Origin of the sequence: Janthinobacterium leeuwenhoeki, assembly GCF_051380795.1 — a bacterium.
Taxonomy (GTDB): domain Bacteria; phylum Pseudomonadota; class Gammaproteobacteria; order Burkholderiales; family Burkholderiaceae_D; genus Janthinobacterium.
Window position 1 is genome coordinate 124,795 of sequence record NZ_JBNYXT010000010.1, and the last position, 22,666, is coordinate 147,460.

The 22,666-nt window shown below is 58.7% G+C and carries 21 protein-coding genes; 16 read left to right on the top strand and 5 right to left on the bottom strand.

The window, feature by feature from the left end:
* The first annotated feature begins 59 nt into the window (after nt 1–59).
* Nucleotides 60–533 (top strand): Lrp/AsnC family transcriptional regulator, encoded by a 474-nt coding sequence (locus ACQ4WS_RS11235; RefSeq protein ID WP_436476226.1) that lies wholly within the window; start codon nt 60–62, stop codon nt 531–533.
* Nucleotides 534–606: 73 nt separating this feature from the next.
* Complete coding sequence (locus tag ACQ4WS_RS11240; RefSeq protein ID WP_436476228.1) at nt 607–927, top strand: hypothetical protein; 321 nt, start codon at nt 607–609, stop codon at nt 925–927.
* Nucleotides 928–1,185: 258 nt separating this feature from the next.
* Here the strand turns inward: ACQ4WS_RS11240 and glmU are convergent, their stop codons facing one another.
* Nucleotides 1,186–2,562 (bottom strand): bifunctional UDP-N-acetylglucosamine diphosphorylase/glucosamine-1-phosphate N-acetyltransferase GlmU, encoded by a 1,377-nt coding sequence (gene glmU / locus ACQ4WS_RS11245; RefSeq protein ID WP_436476230.1) that lies wholly within the window; start codon nt 2,560–2,562, stop codon nt 1,186–1,188.
* A gap of 25 nt (nt 2,563–2,587) precedes the next feature.
* Here glmU and ACQ4WS_RS11250 point away from each other — a divergent pair, with 25 nt between their 5' ends.
* From ACQ4WS_RS11250 to ACQ4WS_RS11270, 5 genes are all read left to right on the top strand, one after another.
* A complete protein-coding gene (locus ACQ4WS_RS11250; protein ID WP_436476232.1) occupies nt 2,588–3,493 on the top strand; it encodes a DUF6279 family lipoprotein in 906 nt (301 codons plus the stop codon).
* 69 nt (nt 3,494–3,562) lie between these two features.
* Nucleotides 3,563–4,222: a 16S rRNA (guanine(966)-N(2))-methyltransferase RsmD gene (rsmD, locus tag ACQ4WS_RS11255; protein ID WP_436476234.1), complete on the top strand. Its 660-nt coding sequence runs from the start codon at nt 3,563–3,565 to the stop codon at nt 4,220–4,222.
* 112 nt (nt 4,223–4,334) lie between these two features.
* Nucleotides 4,335–4,832 (top strand): pantetheine-phosphate adenylyltransferase, encoded by a 498-nt coding sequence (gene coaD, locus ACQ4WS_RS11260; protein WP_034752633.1) that lies wholly within the window; start codon nt 4,335–4,337, stop codon nt 4,830–4,832.
* Between the two features lie 14 nt (nt 4,833–4,846).
* On the top strand, nt 4,847–5,113 hold the full coding sequence (locus ACQ4WS_RS11265) for a YfhL family 4Fe-4S dicluster ferredoxin (protein WP_034752637.1): 267 nt from the start codon (nt 4,847–4,849) through the stop codon (nt 5,111–5,113).
* 112 nt (nt 5,114–5,225) lie between these two features.
* Nucleotides 5,226–5,822 (top strand): chalcone isomerase family protein, encoded by a 597-nt coding sequence (locus tag ACQ4WS_RS11270; RefSeq protein ID WP_436476237.1) that lies wholly within the window; start codon nt 5,226–5,228, stop codon nt 5,820–5,822.
* A gap of 63 nt (nt 5,823–5,885) precedes the next feature.
* Here ACQ4WS_RS11270 and ACQ4WS_RS11275 read toward each other — a convergent pair whose 3' ends face one another.
* Nucleotides 5,886–6,191, bottom strand: a complete 306-nt coding sequence (locus ACQ4WS_RS11275) for a hypothetical protein (protein WP_034783860.1) — start codon at nt 6,189–6,191, stop codon at nt 5,886–5,888.
* Nucleotides 6,192–6,382: 191 nt separating this feature from the next.
* On the opposite strand from ACQ4WS_RS11275, the gene ACQ4WS_RS11280 reads away from it, so the two are divergent.
* Nucleotides 6,383–7,363, top strand: a complete 981-nt coding sequence (locus tag ACQ4WS_RS11280) for a LysR family transcriptional regulator (protein WP_436476239.1) — start codon at nt 6,383–6,385, stop codon at nt 7,361–7,363.
* Nucleotides 7,364–7,413: 50 nt separating this feature from the next.
* On the opposite strand, the gene ACQ4WS_RS11285 is transcribed toward ACQ4WS_RS11280, so the two are convergent.
* A complete protein-coding gene (locus ACQ4WS_RS11285; protein WP_436476241.1) occupies nt 7,414–8,973 on the bottom strand; it encodes a methyl-accepting chemotaxis protein in 1,560 nt (519 codons plus the stop codon).
* Between the two features lie 201 nt (nt 8,974–9,174).
* Nucleotides 9,175–9,630, bottom strand: coding sequence for an Lrp/AsnC ligand binding domain-containing protein (locus tag ACQ4WS_RS11290; protein WP_010393827.1), 456 nt, complete (start codon nt 9,628–9,630; stop codon nt 9,175–9,177).
* A gap of 207 nt (nt 9,631–9,837) precedes the next feature.
* Between ACQ4WS_RS11290 and putA the strand changes: the two genes are divergently transcribed.
* On the top strand, nt 9,838–13,491 hold the full coding sequence (gene putA / locus ACQ4WS_RS11295; protein ID WP_436476243.1) for a trifunctional transcriptional regulator/proline dehydrogenase/L-glutamate gamma-semialdehyde dehydrogenase: 3,654 nt from the start codon (nt 9,838–9,840) through the stop codon (nt 13,489–13,491).
* Between the two features lie 164 nt (nt 13,492–13,655).
* Here the strand turns inward: putA and ACQ4WS_RS11300 are convergent, their stop codons facing one another.
* Nucleotides 13,656–14,414 carry a 5'-methylthioadenosine/adenosylhomocysteine nucleosidase gene (locus ACQ4WS_RS11300; protein WP_436476269.1) on the bottom strand — a complete coding sequence of 253 codons (759 nt, stop codon included), beginning with the start codon at nt 14,412–14,414 and terminating at the stop codon, nt 13,656–13,658.
* A 903-nt stretch (nt 14,415–15,317) separates the two neighbouring features.
* Here ACQ4WS_RS11300 and ACQ4WS_RS11305 point away from each other — a divergent pair.
* The 7 genes from ACQ4WS_RS11305 (at nt 15,318) to ACQ4WS_RS11335 (ending at nt 22,508) form a co-directional block, all read left to right on the top strand.
* The gene (locus ACQ4WS_RS11305; protein WP_436476245.1) at nt 15,318–15,467 is read left to right on the top strand and encodes a hypothetical protein; all 150 of its coding nucleotides are present in this window, start codon (nt 15,318–15,320) and stop codon (nt 15,465–15,467) included.
* A 426-nt stretch (nt 15,468–15,893) separates the two neighbouring features.
* Complete coding sequence (locus ACQ4WS_RS11310) at nt 15,894–17,519, top strand: GMC family oxidoreductase (protein ID WP_436476247.1); 1,626 nt, start codon at nt 15,894–15,896, stop codon at nt 17,517–17,519.
* Nucleotides 17,520–17,662: 143 nt separating this feature from the next.
* The gene (locus ACQ4WS_RS11315) at nt 17,663–18,433 is read left to right on the top strand and encodes an ABC transporter ATP-binding protein (RefSeq protein WP_436476249.1); all 771 of its coding nucleotides are present in this window, start codon (nt 17,663–17,665) and stop codon (nt 18,431–18,433) included.
* Nucleotides 18,433–19,161: an ABC transporter ATP-binding protein gene (locus tag ACQ4WS_RS11320; protein ID WP_436476251.1), complete on the top strand. Its 729-nt coding sequence runs from the start codon at nt 18,433–18,435 to the stop codon at nt 19,159–19,161. Before ACQ4WS_RS11315 ends, ACQ4WS_RS11320 begins: the two co-directional genes overlap by 1 nt.
* Nucleotides 19,162–19,243: 82 nt before the next feature.
* A complete protein-coding gene (locus ACQ4WS_RS11325; protein WP_436476253.1) occupies nt 19,244–20,452 on the top strand; it encodes an ABC transporter substrate-binding protein in 1,209 nt (402 codons plus the stop codon).
* Nucleotides 20,453–20,611: 159 nt separating this feature from the next.
* The gene (locus tag ACQ4WS_RS11330; protein WP_436476255.1) at nt 20,612–21,496 is read left to right on the top strand and encodes a branched-chain amino acid ABC transporter permease; all 885 of its coding nucleotides are present in this window, start codon (nt 20,612–20,614) and stop codon (nt 21,494–21,496) included.
* A gap of 31 nt (nt 21,497–21,527) precedes the next feature.
* Nucleotides 21,528–22,508, top strand: a complete 981-nt coding sequence (locus ACQ4WS_RS11335; RefSeq protein WP_436476257.1) for a branched-chain amino acid ABC transporter permease — start codon at nt 21,528–21,530, stop codon at nt 22,506–22,508.
* Nucleotides 22,509–22,666: the final 158 nt, after the last annotated feature.

Sequence of the window (22,666 nt, forward strand, 5' to 3'; positions counted from 1 at the left end):
ATTTTACGATGAAATATTATTTCATTTATACTCGATATATTCTCCAATTCATCAAAATCATGAACCCTAGCAATATTACTCTCGACGAGATTGATCGTCGCATCCTGAACGCCTTGCAAATTGATGCGTCGCAAACCAACAGTGAGCTGGCGCGCTCGGTGCACGTCTCGGCGCCCACCTGTTTGCGGCGGGTCAAGCATTTGACGGAAAGCGGCGTCATCGAGCGGCAAGTGGCCATCGTCGCGCCGCAGCTGGTGGGTGCGCGCCTGACGGCCATCGTGGAAATCACGCTCGACGTGCAGGCGGCGGAACGCATGGCGGAATTCGAACAATTGGTGGCGGAGGAAGCGGCCGTGCTGCAATGCTACCGCGTCTCGCCCGGGCCCGATTTCGTGCTGATGGTGCAGGTGGCCGACATGCCCGCCTACCATGCGCTGGCGCATCGCCTGTTTGCCGCGCATGCGAATGTGCGCAACGTCAAAAGCTATTTTTCCACGTTTCGCAGCAAATTCGAGACGCGCATCGCTGTGTGAAGCAGGCTGGCAGAGAAGTTATCCCGGCTTATCCCCAAATTTCTGCCTGCTTATACACAAGTTTATCCACAGCATGAAAATCACCGATTTCCACGGCCGCCACATCCAGCCTCGCATGAAGCTTCGCAACAACGCTACATCGCCCCCCCCGGATAAAACTTATACCGGCTTATCCAGCGCTTGCCCACGCCTTGATCACAGGCTTTTGCACAGCTTTACCCACAAGCAACCTCCACAAGAAAACAAGAAATATCCTTGTAATACAATGACTTGGAAGTTATTCATGACTTATGCGCCAATTACGCACAAGTTTATCCACAATCCGGACAGGCAAAAAATCGGGGATACCTTTCAGCCTGCGCCAGCTGGCCTGCACGCTGGAACAGCAAGCTGAACCCGATAACTTGTCCCGTCTTTTCCACAGGTTTTTTACTGTTTATACGCAGCTTATACCGGGCTTATCCATCACTTGTGCGCATGCTTGTTCACATGCTTATCCACACTCGACAATGCAGAGCAAATACCGGATACGAAGAATGGCGTAACTTATCCCGGGTTGCCAGCCAACGCTCCACAGGATTATCCACAGGCATAAAAAAACGCCGCCAGCCCGGACAGGCTGACGGCATCATGCATACCGAATGTGCTGCGCTTACTTCTTGATTTTTACGGGACGCGTCCAGCCATCGATGGTCACCTGGCGCGCGCGCGAAACGGTCAGCTTGCCGGCCGGCGCATCTTTTGACAAGGTCGTGCCGGCGCCCAGAGTGGCGCCCTTGCCGACGGTGACGGGCGCGATCAGCTGGCTGTCGCTGCCAATGAAAGCGTCGTCTTCAATCACCGTGCGGAACTTGTTCACGCCATCGTAGTTGCAGGTAATCGTGCCGGCGCCGATGTTGACCTTGGAGCCGATGGTGGCGTCGCCGATGTAGGCCAGGTGATTGGCCTTGCTGTGGGCGGCGATCTGGCTGTTTTTCACTTCGACGAAATTGCCGATATGCACGTCTTCCGCCAGGACCGTACCCGGGCGCAGGCGTGCGTACGGGCCAATGATGGAGGCGGCGCCGACGATGGCGTCCTCGATATGGCAGAACGGTTTGATGTGCGCGCCAGCGGCCACGGTGGCATTGATGAAGACGTTGTTGGCGCCCACGCGCACGCCGTCGCCCAGTTCCACACGGCCTTCGAACACGCAGCCGACATCGATGGTGACATCGCGGCCGCAAATGAGTTCGCCGCGCACATCGATACGGGCAGGGTCCAACAGGGTCACGCCCCGTTCCAGCAGCGCTTGCGCGATATTGTTCTGGTGGATGCGTTCGAGCTGGGCCAGCTGCACCTTGCTGTTGACGCCCGCCACTTCCCACACGGCGGCAGGGTGGGCCGAGGTGACGGCCACGCCATCGGCGACAGCCTGGGCGACGATATCGGTCAAATAGTATTCCCCTTGCGCATTGTCATTCGACAAGGCCGACAGCCATTGCTTCAGTTGCACGGTGGGCGCGACCATGATGCCGCTGTTGATCTCCTTGATCGCGCGCTCTTCTGGCGTGGCATCCTTTTCTTCGACGATGCGCACGATGGCGCCGTGCTCGCGCACGATGCGGCCCAGGCCAAACGGATCGTCCTGTTCCACGGTCAAGATGGCCAGCTTGTCCTGACCGGCCGCCTTCACCAGCTGCTGCAGGGAAACGGCGCTGGTCAGCGGCACGTCGCCGTACAGGATCAGGGTCGGCACGCTGTCATCGAGCAAAGGTAGCGCTTGCTGGACGGCATGACCGGTACCCAATTGCTGCGCTTGCTCAGCGGCATCGATCTGCACGGCGTGGCTGGCATTGTAGCCGTCAAGCAACTTCAGCACCGCTGCGCCCCCATGCCCGTAAATCACGCATAATCGGGACGGCGCCAGGCCGCGCGCCGTGTCGATGACGTGCGACAACAGCGGCTTGCCCGCCAACGGGTGCAATACCTTGGGCAGTGCCGACTGCATGCGTTTGCCCATACCGGCTGCGAGAATGACAACGTTCATAGACCGTCTTTTATAAGTTAAGAATATGAAAAATTTTAACACGCAGGCCCCGTATTCCACGCCCTTTGGGCGTTTTACTTATGCCCTGCTGGCCATCATGCTCGTTGTCATGGCCGGTTGCAGCGGCTTGCGCCTGGCCTACAACAATGGCGATACCGTGCTGTACTGGTGGCTGAACGCGTATGTCGACCTCGACCGCGAGCAGAAAGACTGGGTGCGCGACGATATCGACAAGATGTTCGACTGGCACCGCAAGACGCAATTGAAAGATTACGTGGAAATCCTGCGCACGGGCCAGAAGCAGCTGCAAGGCAATATCACGCAGGCGGACCTGATGATGGATTACAGCGAGATCAAGCAGCGCACCCAGGCGCTGTTGCTGAAGGCGGCGCCCGAACTGGCCGATCTGGCGCGCTCGCTCAAACCCGAGCAAATCGCGCAGATGGAAAAGAAGTTCAAATCGAACAATGATGATTACCGCAAGAAATACCTGAGCGGCGACCAGGAGAAGCGCCAGAAACTGCGCTACAAGAAAGCCATGGAGCAGTTCGAACTGTGGTTCGGCAGCTTCAGCAGCGAGCAGGAAGCCATCATCCGCAAGGCGTCCGATGCGCGTCCGCTGAACAATGAGATATGGCTCGACGAACGCACGCGGCGCCAGCAGAATGTGTTGAACCTGGTCAAGAAAGTCCACCAGGAAAAACTCGGCAAGGAAGCCACCGTGGGCTTGATCACGACCCTGATCAAGGACAGTTTCGAGCGCCTGGAACACTCGGAGCGCAAGGCTTTTTTTGACAGCTACGAAGCGAGCACAGCGCAGATGGTCTTGACGGTGATCAAGATCGCCACGCCGGCGCAAAAGGCCCACGCCGTCAAGCGCATGCAGGGCTGGATCGACGATTTCAATTCCCTGGCCACACAGCCCAAATAGAGAGGCAGCGCCAGCAGGGGGGAGGGGGCCATATGCTATAGTGGCCGCCACCGAATTGAAGAAATACCCATGCAAAAGAAAACTAAAAAACCCGCCAAAGTCCCCGTCCACCACGCGCCGCCACCGAACCAGGTGCGCATCATCGGCGGCCAGTGGAAGCGCTCCGTGCTGCCTGTTTTGCAGGCACTGGGCTTGCGCCCGACACCAGACCGCGTGCGCGAAACCGTATTTAACTGGATCAACCACTTGCGCGATGGCGACTGGTCCAACGCCCAGGTGCTGGACCTGTTCGCCGGCAGCGGCGCACTGGGCTTCGAAGCGGCCAGCCGCGGCGCCGCCGCCGTCACCATGGTCGACACCCACACGCCCGTGATCCGCCAATTGGAAGAAAACAAGGCGAAATTGCGCGCCGATAATGTGCAACTGCTGCGCGGCGACGCCCTGCTGACGGCGCAAGGGCTGGCATCGCGCGGCCAGCGTTTCGACCTGATCTTCCTCGATCCGCCCTACCAGCAAGATTTCCTGGCGAAAGTGTTGCCGCTGTGCGCCAACCTGCTCAAGGAAGGCGGCATGGTATACGCGGAATCGGGCTTGTCGATGGTGTTCGATGAAAACAGCGAACTGGACAAACCGGACTGGATGGCGCCGTGGGAAGTCATCCGCGCCGACAAGGCAGGCACCGTTTATTATCATTTGCTAACTTACAACAAAGTGCCGGCAACTGCCTGAATCTGCCTATAAATGAGGCAAAAAGGCTCCCTGGCCCGAGGCGCGGCACCAAGGTGGTCACCAATTTCAGGCATAATGCGCGTCTATATTGGTGCATCATCAGGGAGCCGCAATGGTTGTAGCCGTTTATCCAGGAACATTCGATCCGCTCACGCGCGGTCATGAAGATTTGGTGCGCCGCGCATCGGGTCTGTTTGACAAGCTGATCGTCGGTGTGGCCGACAGCAAGAACAAGCAACCGTTTTTCTCGCTCGACGAACGCCTGGAAATCGCCAACGAAGTGCTCGGCCACTATCCGAATGTGCAAGTGGAAAGCTTTTCCGGCCTGCTCAAGGATTTCGTGCGCAAGCATGAAGCGAGAGTCATCGTGCGCGGCTTGCGTGCCGTCTCCGACTTCGAATACGAATTCCAGATGGCCGGCATGAACCGCTACCTGCTGCCCGATGTCGAAACCATGTTCCTGACGCCGTCCGACCAGTACCAGTTCATTTCGGGCACCATCGTGCGCGAAATCGCGGCGCTGGGCGGCGACGTCTCCAAGTTTGTCTTTCCCTCGGTGAACCGCTGGCTGCAAAACAAGATTGCCGCCAACGCTGCATCATCGCAATAAGTAAGAGTGAAATCATGGCATTACTGATCACCGATGAATGCATCAATTGCGATATTTGCGAGCCCGAGTGCCCGAATGACGCGATCTACATGGGCGCGGAAATCTACGAAATCGATCCCAACAAGTGTACCGAATGCGTGGGCCACTTTGACGAGCCGCAATGCCAGCAAGTGTGCCCCGTCAGCTGCATCCCCTTCAATCCCGCCTGGCGCGAAAGCCCGGAGCAATTGATGGCCAAGTACGAACGCCTGCAGGCAGAACTGCCCGCCGCAAAAACCTAAGCTTTTCTCCCGCGCCACTTCTGGGCTACTTCTGCGTGGCGCCAGCTTCTGCCAACTGTTCTACACTGTGTGCTGACTTATCCACAGCCCATGGTTTCCACGAAGGTAGAAGATGCAAATAAGCACATCCCGTTTGGGCCGCACCCTGGCCGCCGCCTGCCTGTGCGCCGCCTTGGCACAAGCGGCGCTGGCCGTCGAGGTCGGCGGCGTCAAGCTGGACGACACGGTGCAGCTGGCCAGCCGCGAATTGAAACTCAACGGCGCTGGCGTGCGCTACAAGATCATCTTCAAGGTCTATACGATTGCGCTTTACCTGCCGGAAAAGAAAACCCGGCTGGCCGACATCCTGGCCCTGCCCGGGCCGCGCCGTCTGGAAATCGTCATGCTGCGCGACATCACTTCCGACGAACTGGGTCTAGCCTTCATGCAAGGCTTGAAGCGCAGTTCCGACCAGGCCGACCGCACGCGCCTGCTGAGCCAGACGATGCAGTTCGGCGCCATGTTTGAAATGGTGCCCGGCCTGAAAAAGGGTGACATCCTGACCGTGGACTGGCTGCCGGAAGAGGGCACATTGTGCAAGCTGAACGGCAAGCAGGTGGGCGACACGGTGCCGGACCTGGCTTTTTACAATGCGCTGCTGAAAATCTGGATCGGCGCCCATCCGGCCGACACCTTGTTGCGCGCGCATTTGCTGGGCGATATGAGCTGAAGCAAAACGCGGGCGTAAAAAAAGCCGGCGCAGGCCGGCTTGTCATCTGCAACAGTTGATTGCTCAGGCGCGCGTCGACAGGGCGCGCAGTTCGGCGGCATTGCTTGGCGACACGCCATCCATCTTGCCCAGGGTGCGCTTCAAGGCTTGCGCTTCGCGCATCTGCTGGCGCGCCAGGCGCTCTTCGCGGCTCAGCTTGGGACGCACCAGCAGCACCATGGCGCGGGCGATACCCACCAGCAAAGGCTTGAACAGCAGGGCGAAGGCGCCCACGGCCACGATCACCAGCACGAGTTGCAGGGCGTTCAGCAGGGAAATCTCCAGCACGGGTGCGGATACTGCGTACAGGGCGGAGGCGAAGGTAGACATAGTGTTCCAGTGCATTATAGAATTTGCCAGTACTATAGTGCAGTGCAACATATAAATCTAATTCCATTTCTTGATACCAATTATATGAATCGTGAATGGAAACTGTAATATTTTTTGACGAGTGAAAATATTCGTGCCCGGCGCGGTTTACACTCTTAAGTAATCAATTCAACTTTTATCTTGGGCTTTCCATGAGTTTTCTGACGCTGGATCTGAACTTGCTGCGTGTTTTCGACGCCGTCATGACGGAACAAAACCTGACGCGCGCAGCCGGCCACCTGGCGATGACGCAGCCGGCGGTATCGAACGCCATCAAACGCCTGCGCGAGAGCCTCGGTGACGAATTGCTGATCCGCACGGCGTATGGCGTGAAACCGACGCCCCGTGCCGAAGCGCTGTGGCCGTCCGTGCGCTCGGCCCTGGCCAGCCTGGAAGCGGCTGTCACGCCGGAAACCTTCGACGTGTCGAAGACCCACGCCACTTTCCGCATGGCCATGGCCGATGCGACGGCCGCGTTCTGGTTGCCCTCGCTGATGCGCTCGATCGAACGCGAGGCGCCGGGTGTCAACGTGCGCATGATGCCGCTGACCACGCGCGAACCGCGACCCATGCTGCTGCGCGGCGATATCGACCTGGCCGTGGGCTTCTTTCCCGGCGTGGCGGCGCAATTGTCGAGCGAAACGGGTTCGCCCATCCGCCACGAGCGCCTGTATTCCGGCAAGTATGTGTGCGTGATGCGGCGCGGCCATCCGCTGGCCGACAAGGAATTGACCCTGGATAACTACTGCGCGGCGAACCATTTATTGGTGAGCTTTTCCGGCCGCGCGCATGGCTTGATCGACGAGGCCCTGTCGCAGATCCACCGCGAACGGCGCATCTTGCTGACGGTCAACCAGTTCTTCACGGCCGGGCGCGTCGTCGCCAATTCCGACCTGATCACGGTCTTGCCGCGCCATCTGATCGCCTCGACGGGCATGACGGAATCGCTGCTGCACAAGGATTTGCCATTGACCTTGCCGGCCGTTCACCTGGACATGCTGTGGCACGAGCGCGACGCCCGCAGCCCCGCCCACAAATGGCTGCGCAACCACCTGGAAAGCATGAACACGCCCACCTTGCGCACGGCCACGGCGGCCGGTGGCGGTGTGGCGCCGAAACCGCATATTGAGTAACTGCTGATATGGATCAAATCGAAGCCTGATGCACATGCATCAGGCTTTTTTTATGCATGATTACTGGATCTATAACCAATCCTGAAACCGCCCCAGTGCTTGCCATCGACGTGGATCGGCACGGATAAATCGTGCATGACTTCACCCGTGTCGCGCTTGTACGTCTGCAACAGGAACGCCCTGGTGTTGCTGCCGCAGCGCTTGCCCGTGCGGTCGCTGAAGATGCGCTTGGTGCGGTTATTCACCATATCGGTGGCGTAATCTCCCGTCAGCGGCTGGGAGAATTTCTTGTTGTGCGTCGGAAAATATCCATTGTTGTCGACGGCGCCCGCATACGCCAGGTGCGGCAGGGCGGCCAGCACGCCTTCCTGCAGGTCGGGCAGCACCTTGTCCGTAAAGGCATCGAATTTCGTGTTGTGCTTGGGCGGATTGGTATTCGGAATGGGGCGATAATGGCGGTCGAACAGGGCTTCGCGCGTGATGCGCCCCGACGCGATGGCTTGCTCGAAGAGTTTGCCCACCTCCCGCGCGGCGCGCTGGGCCGCCTCGCGGATCTCGTCGTGCGGCGTGGCCACGCTCGATTCGCCGAGGGCGCCGGCGATCACTTCGGCCCGCTCTGCCAGGGCCATGGCCGACTGCGTGGCGCGCGGCAATTCGGCATTCGTCGACAGCATGCTGTCGCGGATTTGCAGGATGGCATCGGCGATCAGCTGCGTCGTATCGACGTGTTCGCGCGAGGCGCGGGCGATTTGCCCGATCTCGTCTTCCGACACACCCGACGATTCCTCGATATGGCTGAGCGAGGCGTGCACGCTTTCCACATTGCGCGCCGCTTCCGTGACACCGGCCGCCAGCGAACTCATGCCACGCGCAGCTTTTTCCGACTGTTCATTGATTTCGCGCACCATCACGCTGATTTCATCGGAGGCTTCCTTGGTGCGCTGCGCCAATTGCCGCACTTCACCGGCCACCACGGCAAAACCACGCCCATGTTCGCCGGCACGCGCCGCTTCGATGGCGGCGTTCAGCGCCAGCAAGTTGGTGCGCGCGGAAATATCGGAAATGGCTTCCGTAAAGCCCGTGATGCGTTTGGATTTTTCCTGCAAGCTCAGCATCGTGCTGGAAGCACCTTGCGCTTCCTCGCGTGCCTTATTGATGCGGTGCAAGCCCTGATCCACTTCGGCGCGCGCCGCCACGCTTTCCACGCGCACGCCGGCGGCCACCTTGGCGGCCCGTTCCGCATTGGCGGCGATCTTTTCCGTCATCATGGCATTTTGTGCGGAACTGTCGGCGATGTCGCTGGCCGTGCGCACATCGAGTTCCACCTTCTGTTTGACGGAATCGACAAAATACGAGGTTTCCGCCGCGCCTATCATGATGGCGTCGATGGCATTGCCGACCGTATCGGCAAACTGGTGCAAGCCCGGCTCGCCGCGCGGACGGCCGGCGAACGCCAGCAGCGCGGCGCCGATAGCGGCAGCCACGCAGGCAATCAGATACGGATGGTCGCCGCCCGATAGCAGCAGCAGATAGGCCAGGCAACAGGCAACGGCCATGGCCAGGATCGTGAATACAAAGAAACGCACCAGCTGATGCTGCAACTGCTTCATTTGTCCCCCGCTGCGCGAACCCGTCACGTCCCTGCGGGGACGTGCTGTAACCGTATGCGGATGGGCACGATTGCCCACCTTGCACCCTGAACGTAACGTCTGCGCGGCGTTTCAGGCGGCTACCGGATAGCAGTGTGTAGTTCCACCCTACAACATTTGTTCCGATAGCTCAATCAGAAAAGTGGGCTGGCTACACCGAGGTCACTTAATTGGCAATTTGGTGGTGTTTTTGACCTCTTCCATGACGGCATAAGTGTGGGTTTCCCGCACACCCTTCTGCAGCAAGGTCTTGCCCAGGAATTCGCGGTAGGCGGCCATGTCCTTGACGCGCGCCTTGACCAGGTAATCGAAACCGCCGGCCACCATATGACATTCCAGTACCTCTGGAATGATTTGTACGCTATGCTTGAAGGCATCGAACACTTCCGGTGTCGTGCGATCGAGCACCACTTCGATGAACACCAGCAGCGAGACATCGAGCAGCTGCGGGTTCAACTGGGCCGTATAACCCATGATGTAACCGGATTCGTGCAACTTGCGCACGCGCTCCAGGCAGGCAGCCGGCGACAGGTTCACGCGCGCGGCCAGCTCCACATTGCTGATGCGTCCATCGCTCTGCAATTCCATCAAGATTTTCTTACTGATCTTGTCCAGCATTCCTATCACCCCCAAATTAATATTATTTGGTTAAATTGTCGCATCAAAAACTATCTATTGCTAGCCCCCTGTATTACCAGAATTAATCCATAAGAATCCCCTTTACAATCGAATCATCTTAACGTCCGACTTTCTGTATTTTTTTGCACCAAAAAAGAGCAAGAATTACGTCAGTTTTCGTCCCCATTTTCCTTGTAAAGAGCACTTATGCACCCTGCAGGCCCCTCGGCTTTTACCCCGATTCCTTTTGCTGCATTCCAGGCGGAAATCCTGCCCGAAGCAACACCACAACGCGCCGCCATCACCGCCGCCTATAGGCGCGATGAGGTTTCCGGCGTGCAGTGGCTGTTGCAACAAGTACGCCCCAGCAGTACCGAAACGACGGCAGAGGGACAAGCGCTGGCGCACCGCCTGGTCTCGAACGTGCGCCAAAAACGCACACGCGCCTCCGGCGTCGATGCATTGATGCACGAGTTCTCGCTGTCGTCGGAAGAGGGTGTTGCACTGATGTGTCTGGCTGAAGCGCTGTTGCGTATACCCGACAGTCAAACGGCCGACCGTCTGATTGCCGACAAGATCAGCAAGGGCGACTGGCGCAAGCATCTGGGCGAATCGCCGTCGCTGTTCGTGAATGCTGCCACCTGGGGCTTGCTGATTACGGGCAAACTGGTCAGTACCAGCAGCGAATCGGGCCTCGGTTCGGCCATGAGCAAGCTCATCGCCAAGGGCGGCGAACCGCTGATACGCAAGGGCGTCGACCTGGCCATGCGCATGCTGGGCAACCAGTTCGTGACGGGCCAGACCATCGAGGAAGCGTTGAAGAACAGCCGCGAGAATGAAACACGCGGCTACCGCTACTCGTACGACATGCTGGGCGAGGCGGCCCTGACACAACAGGATGCGGCCAACTATTACGCCTCGTACGAAACGGCGATCCATGCCATCGGCAAGGCGTCGAACGGGCGCGGCATCCGCAACGGCCCAGGCATTTCCGTGAAACTGTCGGCCCTGCACGCGCGCTACAGCCGCGCCCAGCGCGCCCGCGTCATGGAAGAATTGCTGCCGAAAGTCAAGGCGCTGCTGTTGCTGGCCAAACAGTACAACATCGGCTTCAACATCGATGCGGAAGAAACGGACCGCCTGGAACTGTCGCTGGACCTGATGGAAGCGCTGGCTTTCGATGCGGACCTGGCAGGCTTTGACGGCATCGGCTACGTGGTGCAGGCGTATCAAAAGCGTTGCCCTTTCGCCATCGATTACCTGATCGACCTGGCGCGCCGCAGCGGCCGCAAGTTCATGGTGCGCCTGGTGAAAGGTGCGTATTGGGATGCGGAAGTCAAACGCGCGCAAGTCGATGGCCAGGAAGGCTATCCCGTCTACACGCGCAAGGTCTACACGGACGTCTCTTACCTCGTATGCGCGCAAAAACTGCTGGCCGCCAGCAGCCTGATCTATCCACAATTTGCCACGCACAACGCGCAAACCCTGTCGACCATCTATACCTGGGCGAAGCGCGACGGCATCACCGACTATGAATTCCAGTGCCTGCACGGCATGGGAGAGACGCTGTATGACCAGGTCGTCGGTCCCGACAATCTGGACAAGCCTTGCCGCATCTACGCCCCCGTCGGTTCGCATGAAACCCTGCTGGCCTATCTGGTGCGCCGCCTGCTGGAAAACGGCGCCAACTCGTCGTTCGTCAACCAGATCGTCGACGAAAGCGTGGCCATCGATAGCCTGATCCGCGATCCCCTTGAGCAGGCGCGTCTGCAGGGCGGCTTGCCGCACCCGTCGATTCCGCTGCCGCTGGACATGTTTGGCAGCGAACGCAAGAACTCGGCCGGCCTGGACCTGTCGAATGAAGACACCTTGCGCACCCTGGCCACCGGCCTGGCGCAGCAACAGTCATGGCAGGCAGCGCCGCTGATCGATGGCGCCGTCAGCCTGAATGGCCCCACGCACATGCTGCACAATCCGGCCCAGCACGACGATGTCGTGGGCAAGGTCATGGAAGCCGGTCCGGCCGACGTGGAAACGGCCCTGGCCAGCGCCAGCGCATACGCCATGGATTGGCAAACCACGCAACCGTCGATCCGCGCGCAAGCTTTGCAGCGCGCGGCCGACCTGTTCGAAGAGCATCACATCGAGCTGATGGCCCTGGCCGTGCGCGAAGCGGGCAAGTCCCTGCCGAACGCGATCGCGGAAATCCGCGAAGCCGTCGACTTCCTGCGCTACTACGCGGCGCAGGTGGAACACGCGCCGAACACCCTGGCGCTCGGTCCCGTCACCTGCATCAGCCCGTGGAACTTTCCGCTGGCCATCTTCACGGGCCAGCTGGCGGCCGCCTTGGCGGCAGGCAACGTCGTGCTGGCCAAGCCGGCCGAGCAAACGCCGCTGATCGCCCACCGTGCCGTGCAATTGCTGCATGCGGCGGGCGTGCCGCGCGGCGCGCTGCAATTTTTGCCCGGCAGTGGCGAGATCGTCGGCGCCGGCCTGTGCAATGACGCGCGCGTGAAAGGCGTGATTTTCACGGGCTCGACGGAAGTGGCGCAATTAATCAACCGCAACCTGGCAGCGAGGGCCGTGGCTGAAGGCATCGACATTCCCCTGATCGCTGAAACGGGTGGCCAGAATGCCCTGATCGTCGATTCATCCGCCTTGCCGGAACAAGTGGTGCAGGACGTGATGTCGTCGGCCTTTGACAGCGCCGGCCAGCGCTGCTCGGCTTTGCGCGTGCTATTCCTGCAAGCGGAAATCGCCGACAAAACCATCCACATGCTCAAGGGCGCCATGCAGGAATTGCGCGTTGGCAATCCTGACCGCCTGGCCACCGATATCGGTCCCGTCATCGATGCGGAAGCGCAAAGCAACTTGCTGGCGCACATCAACAAGATGAAAACCATGGCCATCGACCATTATTCGCTCGATTTGCCCACAGTCAAAGGCACGTTTGTCGCCCCGACCGTGCTGGAAATCAAGTCGCTGGCGCAATTGACGCAGGAAGTCTTCGGCCCCGTGCTGCACGTCATCCGCTACAAGCGCTCCGCACTGCCGCAACTGGTGCAATCGATCAACGACAGCGGTTACGGCTTGACCCTGGGCATCCATACGCGCATCGATGAAACCATAGCTTTCATCACCAAGCGCGCGCACGTGGGCAATATTTATGTAAACCGCAACATCGTCGGCGCCGTCGTCGGCGTGCAGCCATTCGGCGGCGAAGGCAAATCGGGCACGGGACCGAAAGCCGGCGGCCCCTTGTACCTGAAACGCTTGCAGCGCAATGCGCCGGCCGGCGCGCAGCACCAGCGCCAGGCGCCGCCTGCGCTCGATGCGCTGACCGTGTGGGCGAAGATGCATGGGCACGACAAGGTCGAGCAACTGGCGCAGGAATACGCACGCACCACCTTGCTGGGCAGTACCACTGTCTTGCCAGGCCCGACAGGCGAACGCAATACCCTGAGCTTTGCCGCACGCGGCACGATTCTGTGCGCGGCAACGACGTCCGGCACGCTGATGAACCAGCTGGCCGCCGTGCTGGCCACCGGTAACCAGGCCCTGGTGCTGGCGCAAGCGCCGGAGCTGATCCCGGGCGACTTGCCGGCCGCGCTGAAAGACCGCATCCAGATCGTCACCGGCCTGGAGTCGGTCCAGCATGATTTCCAGATCGCCATGATCGAGCCTAGCCTCGATGGCCAGCTCAAACCGCTGCTGGCGGCCCGGGAAGGGGCCCTGGTGAGCACCATCGCCACCACGCAGGAGGGTGTCATCCCCTTGTGGCGCCTGGTCGCTGAGCGGGCACTGTGCGTGAATACGACGGCAGCAGGCGGTAACGCCAGTCTGATGATGCTGAGTGTCTAAAGGAGGCTGAGAAAAAGTCCATGGCGTTGTTGCATTGCCTGGCCGTACATTCGTACTGCCTGCGGCAATGCGCCTAGCCCTGAACATTTTTCAGGCTCCTTTGTTTTGAAATATGAAGGGCAGAACCAGTGGTTCTGCCCTTTTTTATGCACGCTTGATTACAATTAGCCGGCCAGGCGCTGGCACAATTGCTGAATGACCGTGAACGCGTATGGCGAGGCGACGGTTTGCACGAAACGCATGAAGTCGACGGCGGCCTCTTCGTTGGCGTTATCCGAAATGGTGCGCATGACGGTAAACGGCACGCCCAGTTCAAAACACACTTGCGCCACGGCTGCGCCTTCCATTTCGACGGCCAGCAGGTCGGGGATATCGTCTTTCAGCTGATTTATATGCGCGGCACTGCTGATGAACTGGTCTCCGCTGGCGATCAGGCCGCGGTGGACCTGTGCGTGTTGCAGACTGAATTGCGCGATATCCGCCGCCTTGAGTACGCTGGAAACATCATCACGCAGGAAATCTTCCGCGGCGCCAGCCAGTTGCGTGCTCAGTTCCAGGTCCGTAGCAAAGCGCTGCAGTCCCGTCAGCGGTACTTCGAAGCGGGGAAACAGGGGACGCGCGTCCATATCGTGCTGCAGTAACGCTTCGGCCACCACGATATCGCCGACTTTCACGTGTTTATCCCCACTGCCGGCCACGCCGGTGAAGACGATGTGGGTAACTCCGTACTTTTCCACAAGGATAGAAGCTGTCATGGCAGCGGCAACCTTGCCCAGACGCGACAGGACGCACACAGCGTCGATATTCCACAGGGTGCCCAGGGTGTAGTCGCGCATGCCGTGTGAACGCCTCTGGGGGCCTTGCATGGCTTCCACCAGCCCCTGCTGTTCTTCGTGCAAGGCACTGATGATGCCTAAACGCATTTTTTTGTGTGACTTCATGCTGTTTTTACAGGTTTTGGGGATTGCAAAACGGTTTACACGGTGAACACAGCCGTTTCTGCGACTTTTCCACCGTGTGCGTTTGTCTCTGTGTTTTAAATAAAGATGTATACATAAAAATAGTAGTGATAGTAAACGGCCATTTTTTTGTGGATAAGTCGGTATACCGTCGAAAAATCATCGACTTAGCGCTCAAAAAAGTAGGCGTACAAGCATTGTATCTACGGAGGACTTGTTTGGGATAAAAATTGGGTTGTGGACAAAGATCGACTTTTCCCACATCTCATCCTGTGGATATGCAGGCACTTATCCACAGTGGCAAGCAAAAATCACGATTTTTCTTGCTGTAGTGGCATGTTTGACGTGTTTCGTCTGCATGGTTCTTGTTGGCCAATCAACGTTGAGCGATCACAAGCGGTGTTTTTTTGCGGACGCTGGTATTTCCGTGATTCCTGGAAGACGGTTTGGCAGTGGATCTGGATGTCGCGTTGGCTTCTTTTTTTGGATGTTTTTGCCTGCTTTTTGGAAATATCCCCGGACTTCCGCTTTTTTTATCGGTTTACAATAAAGCCATATATAAAAATAGTAGTAATAGTAAACGCGTTTTTTTCTGTGGATAAGTCGCTTTTTTTCAACAGGATCAAGCGTTTACGCGCAAAATAAAGCGTGCATAATCGCTGTATCACGCGAGGAGCAAAATTGTATAAAATGCGGGCCTGCGCATAACTTCGTGTTTACTCACAAGTCATCCTGTGGATATCAAGTGACTTATCCACAATCGTTGTAAATTTCCCCTTTTTTGTCATCGAAGTGCTTGCTGGCCCAGTGCCTGGTCAGGCCTGTTGACGTTTCCATTTTGCAAAACGGTTTGGCAGTGCTGTTGGCGTGATGCCGGCCGCGCCGGTTTTCTTCGCGCAGTTGTTGGCTGGATTTTTTTTTGTCAGCAAAAGCGGCTTGCCGTTTTTTGATGAGAGGCTTGCCGACGTTGTTGACGGCGAAGGGCAGGCAAAGCGCGCGTTGTCGGGTTTACCTTAACAAGATCGTATACAAGAATAGTAATAGTAGTTAACGGTGGTATCTTCTGTGGATAAGTCCCGATTTATCCTTGTAAACAATCGCTTGGCGTGCGGATAAGCGCTGAGTAAGGGGTGTATCTGCCTGGGACGGTTTCTGGACAAAAAAACGCGGCCGGAAAAATTTTTCGTTTACGCACATATCGTCCCTGTGGATATCCATACGCTTATCCACAGCTTGGCGACCCCTGTTTTGCGCTGTTTTTGCCTTGCCGTGACGCTTGCCCGTATTGCTAGCCACGATTAATGTCGCCCTGGCCCGGCACTGGTGGTAATCTCAAGGCGGCTCAACAGCCATGCATGCATGAAAAAAGACAGACTCTGGTAACGGGACGCGGTGGGGAGACACGCCGCGCGACAGCTTGATGGCATACCGAAAGGAGCTTCATTGGAATCGGCAGGCGAATACGATTACATCATCGTGGGCGGCGGCACGGCAGGTTGCGTGCTGGCCAACCGGCTCACGCGCGACAAGGATGCCAACGTTTTACTCGTGGAAGCGGGCGGCAAGGACGATTACGTGTGGATCCACATCCCCGTCGGCTATCTGCATTGCATCGGCAATCCCCGCACGGACTGGCTGTATTCCACTCAGGCGGATGCGGGACTGGGCGGACGCAGCCTGATCTATCCGCGCGGAAAAGTCCTGGGCGGCAGCTCCTCCATCAACGGCATGATCTATATGCGCGGCCAGGCCGGCGATTACGACCACTGGGCCGACCTGACGGACGACGCTTCCTGGCGCTGGGACAAGGTCTTGCCGCTCTTTAAACAAAGCGAGGATTACTACGCCGGCGCGTCGGAAAACCATGGCGTCGGTGGCGAATGGCGCGTGGAAAAACAGCGCTTGTCATGGGATATCCTGAACGCGTTCCGCGATGCGGCACAGCAAGTGGGCATTCCGAAAACCAGCGATTTCAATGGCGGCGACAATAGTGGCAGCGCGTATTTCGACGTCAACCAGCGCCGCGGCATCCGCTGGAATACCTCGAAAGCGTTCTTGAAACCGGCATCGCGCCGCCCGAACCTGACTATCATGACGGGCTGCCACGTGGAACGTCTGTTGCTTGAGACGTCGGAGTCGGGACCGCGTTGCACGGGCATCGTGTTTACAGGCGGCGGCACGCAGTGGCAGGCGACGGCCCGGCGGGAAACTTTGCTGACGGCGGGCGCCATCGGTTCTCCCCAATTGCTGCAACTGTCGGGCATCGGCCCGGCAGCCTTGCTGCAGCAGCATGGCATCGCGCTCGTGCTCGATGCTGCCGGCGTGGGCGGCAATTTGCAGGATCATTTGCAGCTGCGCATGGTCTTTAAAGTGCAAGGCGTGAAAACCCTGAATGTCATGGCGGGCAATATGCTGGGCAAGATGCAGATCGGCTTGCAATATGCGCTGTTTCAGAGCGGGCCCATGTCGATGGCGCCGTCGCAGCTGGGCGCGTTCGCCAAGTCCGACCCGCAGCAAGCCACGCCGAACCTGCAATACCATGTGCAGCCGCTGTCGCTGGACAAATTCGGCGAGCCGCTGCATGCGTTTCCCGCATTTACGGCCAGCGTCTGCAATTTGCGCCCCACCTCGCGCGGCCATGTGCACATCGCCTCGGCCGACAGCTATGCGGCGCCGAAGATTGTGCCCAATTACCTGAGTACCGAGCAGGACCGCGCCGTGGCGGTCGACGCCTTGCGGCTGACGCGGACCATCGCCGCCGCACCAGCCCTGAAAAAATTCGCGCCGGAAGAATACAAGCCTGGCGTGCAATTCCAGAGCCAGGAAGAACTGGCGCTGGCGGCCAGCCAGATCGGCACCACCATCTTCCACCCCGTGGGCACTTGCCGCATGGGCCTGGCCAGCGAGGCATCGAGCGTGGTCGACAGCCAGTTGCGCGTGCTTGGCGTGGCTGGGTTACGCGTCGTCGATGCATCGATCATGCCGTACATTACTTCTGGTAACACGAACTCGCCGACGGTGATGATCGCGGAAAAAGCGGCGCAAATGATACACGCGGCCTGGAAATAGCTGGAAATAGTTGCGTAAAGGCGCGAGTTTGCGCCATTCGGGCTGGCGCAAAATCCCCGTAGTTATACTGTATTGTGCGTTAAATTTAAGTTGTGTATTATAAAAATGACTAAGTAGTACAAAAAGTACAACTAGGAGACACGATGTCAAACGTAATCTTGGAAACAAGAAATTTGACCAAGGAATTCAAGGGTTTCACCGCTGTGAGCGACGTGAACCTGAAGGTAGAGCGGGGCCATATCCACGCCTTGATCGGTCCGAATGGCGCCGGCAAGACCACGTGTTTTAACTTGCTCACCAAATTCCTGGTCCCCACTTCCGGACAGATCCTGTTCAATGGGAAAGATATCACTGCCGCCAAACCGGCCCAGATCGCCCGCATGGGCGTGATCCGTTCCTTCCAGATTTCCGCCGTCTTTCCGCATTTGTCTGTGCTGCAAAATGTACGCATCGGCTTGCAGCGCCAGCTCGGCACGTCGTTCCACTTCTGGCAAAGCGAACGTTCCTTGAACCAGCTCAACGACCGCGCCATGGCCTTGCTGGCCGAGGTCGACCTGACGGAATTTGCCGACACCATCACGGTCGACATGCCGTACGGGCGCAAGCGGGCGCTGGAAATTGCCACCACCCTGGCGATGGAGCCGGAAATGATGCTGCTCGACGAACCCACGCAGGGCATGGGCCACGAAGACGTGCACCGCGTCACGGAATTGATTAAAAAAGTGTCAGCCGGCCGCACGATTTTGATGGTGGAACACAATATGAGCGTGGTCTCCGGCATCTGCGACAAGATTTCCGTCCTGCAGCGCGGCGCCATGCTGGCCGAAGGCAGTTACGCGGAAGTGTCGCGCAATCCGCAAGTGATGGAAGCGTACATGGGCACCACCCACGCCGAACTGGAAGGGGCGCATTGATGGCGACACAAGTAAATGGCGGCGCACCCGCGCTGGAAATTGCACAGTTGCACACCTGGTATGGCGAATCGCACATCCTGCACGACGTGAACCTGAAAGTGGAGCAGGGCGAAGTGGTGACTTTGCTGGGCCGCAACGGCGCCGGCCGCACCACCACCTTGCGCGCCATCATGGGCTTGACGGGCGCGCGCACGGGCTCCATCAAAGTCAATGGCGTCGAAGCGATAGGTTTGGCCACGCACAAAATCGCCCACCTGGGCATCGGTTATTGTCCCGAAGAGCGCGGCATTTTTTCATCGCTGTCGACGGAGGAAAACCTGCTGCTGCCGCCCACCCTGGCCAGCGGCGAGAAGGGCATGTCGGTGGACGAAATCTATGCCATGTTCCCGAACTTGCAGGAACGCCGCCACAGCCAGGGCACGCGATTGTCGGGCGGGGAACAGCAGATGCTGGCCGTGGCGCGCATCCTGCGCACGGGCGCGTGCCTGCTGCTGCTCGATGAAATATCCGAGGGCCTGGCGCCCGTCATCGTGCAAGGGCTGGCGCGCATGATCACTACCCTGAAAGCAAAGGGTTACACCATCGTCATGGTGGAACAGAATTTCCGGTTTGCCGCGCCGCTGGCGGATCGGTTTTATGTGATGGAGCACGGTCAGATCGTCGAGACTTTTGCTGCATCCGAACTGGAGGCCAAGATGCCGGTACTGACCGAGTTGCTTGGCGTGTAGTCCCATGTCGTACGCGTATATCTGGTACGCGTCATCGTCAGCAACTGACTGAATAGCAAACAATAATCCCAACGGAGACACTATGAAACGTAACGCTATCGCCATTGCCACCGCCACCCTTTGCGCCCTGGGCTATTCCGCCGCCGCGCACGCCCAGGTATCGGGCGACACCATCAAGATCGGTTTTATTTCCGACATGTCGGGCGTGTATTCCGACGTCGACGGTCTCGGTGGCGCGGAAGCCATCAAGATGGCGATCGCCGATGCCGGCGTTGTTCTTGCAGGCAAGAAGGTGGAATTCATTTCCGCCGACCATCAAAACAAGGCCGACATCGCCGCTTCGAAGGCGCGTGAATGGTTCGACCAGCAGGGCGTCGACATGCTGATCGGCGGCACCAATTCCGGCGCCAGCCTGGCCATGGCCAAGGTCGCGGCGGAAAAGAAGAAAGTTTTTATTGCCATCGGCGCCGGCTCCTCGCGCCTGACGAATGAAGAATGCACGCCTTACACCGTGCATTACGCCTATGACACGGTGGCGCTGGCGCGCGGTACGGGCGGCACCATCGTCAAGCAGGGCGGCAAGAACTGGTACTTCATGACGGCCGATTACGCGTTTGGCCACTCGCTGGAAAAAGACACGGCCGAGGTCGTCAAGGCGGCTGGCGGCAAGGTGCTGGGCAGCGTCAAGCATCCGCTGGGCGCTTCGGATTTCTCTTCCTTCCTGCTGCAGGCGCAATCGTCCAAGCCGCAAATCCTGGGTCTGGCCAATGCGGGCGGCGATGCCATCAACAGCATCAAGGCGGCCAATGAGTTTGGTCTGACGAAATCGATGAAACTGGCCGGCTTGCTGATCTTCATCAATGACATTCATTCGCTGGGCCTGAACCTGACGCAGGGCATGTACCTGACGGATGGCTGGTACTGGGACTTGAATGCGGACACGCGGGCCTGGTCGAAACGCTATTTCGCCAAGATGAAGAAAGAGCCGTCGATGCTGCAGGCAGCCGACTATTCGGCTGCGGCGACCTACCTGAAAGCCGTCAAGGCGCTGGGGACGGATGACACCGAGAAAGTCATGGCTTATCTGAAAAAGACCAAGATCAACGACATGTTCACGCAGAATGGCGAAGTGCGTCCCGATGGCCGCATGGTGCACGATATGTATTTGATGGAAGTCAAAAAGCCATCCGAGTCGAAATACCCATGGGATTACTACAAGGTGGTTGCCACCGTGCCCGGTACGCAAGCATATGTGACCAAGGCTGAATCGAAGTGTTCGCTGTGGAAGTAAGGCGGTAGCCACCGCCAGGGGGTGCCCGCCGCTGCGCGGGCGCTCTGTCCTGCACGCTTCGCCAGCAGGGTTCGCCTTGCGCTGCCACACCCGTTTGCGGCGGCGTGTTTCCCTTGATACCACACCGTCATCCGGCGGTGCTTTTTATACTGTGATGCCATGGAAATTTTCGGCGTTCCAATACAAGCGATGATGAGCCAGCTGCTGCTGGGTCTCGTCAACGGCTCGTTCTATGCCATGTTGTCCCTCGGTCTGGCCGTCATCTTCGGCTTGCTTAACGTTATTAATTTCTCGCACGGCGCCATGTACATGATGGGCGCCTTCCTGGCCTGGATGGGCCTCAGTTATTTCGACATCAATTACTGGGCCATGCTGGTCATCGCCCCGATCCTTGTCGGCCTGGTCGGCATCCTGATCGAAAAGACCATGCTGCGCTGGCTATATAAACTCGACCACCTGTATGGCTTGCTGCTGACCTTTGGCATCACCCTGATCATGGAAGGCGTGTTTCGCTCCTTCTATGGCGTCTCGGGCCAGCCGTATGCCGTGCCTGAAGCGCTGGCTGGCGCGACGGATCTGGGTTTCATGATCTTGCCGAACTACCGCGCCTGGGTGGTGATCGCCTCGCTCACCGTCTGCCTGGCCACCTGGTTCGTCATCGAAAAAACCAAGCTGGGCGCCTACCTGCGGGCCGGTACGGAAAACCCGAAACTGGTGGAAGCGTTCGGCATCAACGTGCCGCTGATGGTCACCTTGACGTTCGGCTTCGGCGTGGCGCTGGCCGGTTTCGCCGGCGTGCTGGCGGCGCCTATCATCCAGGTTTCGCCGCTGATGGGCTCTAACCTGATCATCGTCGTGTTTGCCGTGGTGGTGATTGGCGGCATGGGTTCCATCATGGGCTCCATCCTGACGGGCCTGGGCCTGGGCGTGATCGAGGGCCTGACCCGCGTGTTCTACCCGGAAGGCTCGGCCACCGTGGTGTTCGTGGTGATGGTCATCGTGCTGCTGCTGCGTCCCGCCGGCCTGTTCGGCAAAGAAAAGTAATCCTCATCAGTCATGTATTGGAGCTACCACGATGAATAAGAATGTAGGCTACGCCATTGCCTTGCTGCTGGCGTTGGCGGCCCCGTTTTACGGCTATCCCGTCTTCCTGATGAAGTTGCTGTGCTTTGCCCTGTTTGCCTGCGCCTTCAACTTGCTGATCGGCTACACCGGTTTGCTGTCGTTTGGCCATGCGGCCTTCTTCGGTGGCGCCGGTTATGTCACCGGCTACGCGCTGCGCACCTGGGGCTGGCCAACGGAACTCGGTTTGCTGGCCGGTGTCGCCACGGGCGCCTTGCTGGGCCTGATGATCGGCGGCCTGGCGATCCGCCGCCAGGGCATCTACTTTACGATGATCACCCTGGCGCTGGCGCAGATGGTGTACTTCCTGGCCTTGCGCCTGCCCTTTACGGGGGGCGAGGATGGCTTGCAGGGTGTTCCACGTGGAACCCTGCTGGGCACGATAGACCTGGGCAATGACACCGTCTTGTACTACGTCGTGCTGGCCATTTTTGTCGCCGGCTTCGCCCTGATCGTGCGCACCATCCACTCGCCGTTCGGGCAAGTGCTCAAGGCCATCAAGGAAAACGAACCGCGCGCCATCTCGCTCGGTTACGACGTCAACAAGTACAAGCTGATGGCCATCGTGCTGTCCGCTTCGCTGGCCGCACTGGCCGGCGCCACCAAGACCCTGGTGCTGGGCTTTGAGACGTTGACCGATGTGTACTGGGGCATGTCGGGCCTGGTCGTGCTGATGACCTTGGTGGGCGGCATGGGCACGCTGTCCGGCCCCATCATCGGCGCCGTGTTGATCATCGCGCTGGAAAACAAACTGGGCGATGTCGGTACCTATCTGGCCACGCATACGGGCATCGAGTGGTTTGGCACCCTGGGCGAATCGGTGGGCATGGTGACCGGCGTGATCTTCGTCATTTGCGTGCTGATGTTCCGGCGCGGCATCGTCGGCGAAGCCATCGCGCGCTTCGGCGGCAGGCCAGCCAAAGCCGCTGTCTGATTTTCAAGCAACGCCGGACGAATCGTCCGGCGTTTTTCATTGGTGCGCCCGGCAGGGCGCACTCACTGGGAGGTGCAAGTCCTCTACTCGCCCGACAAGGGGAAGAGTTAGCTGAACGGCAAGGGTGCCGCGGGCGACTGCGGATCTGGAGGAAGCCG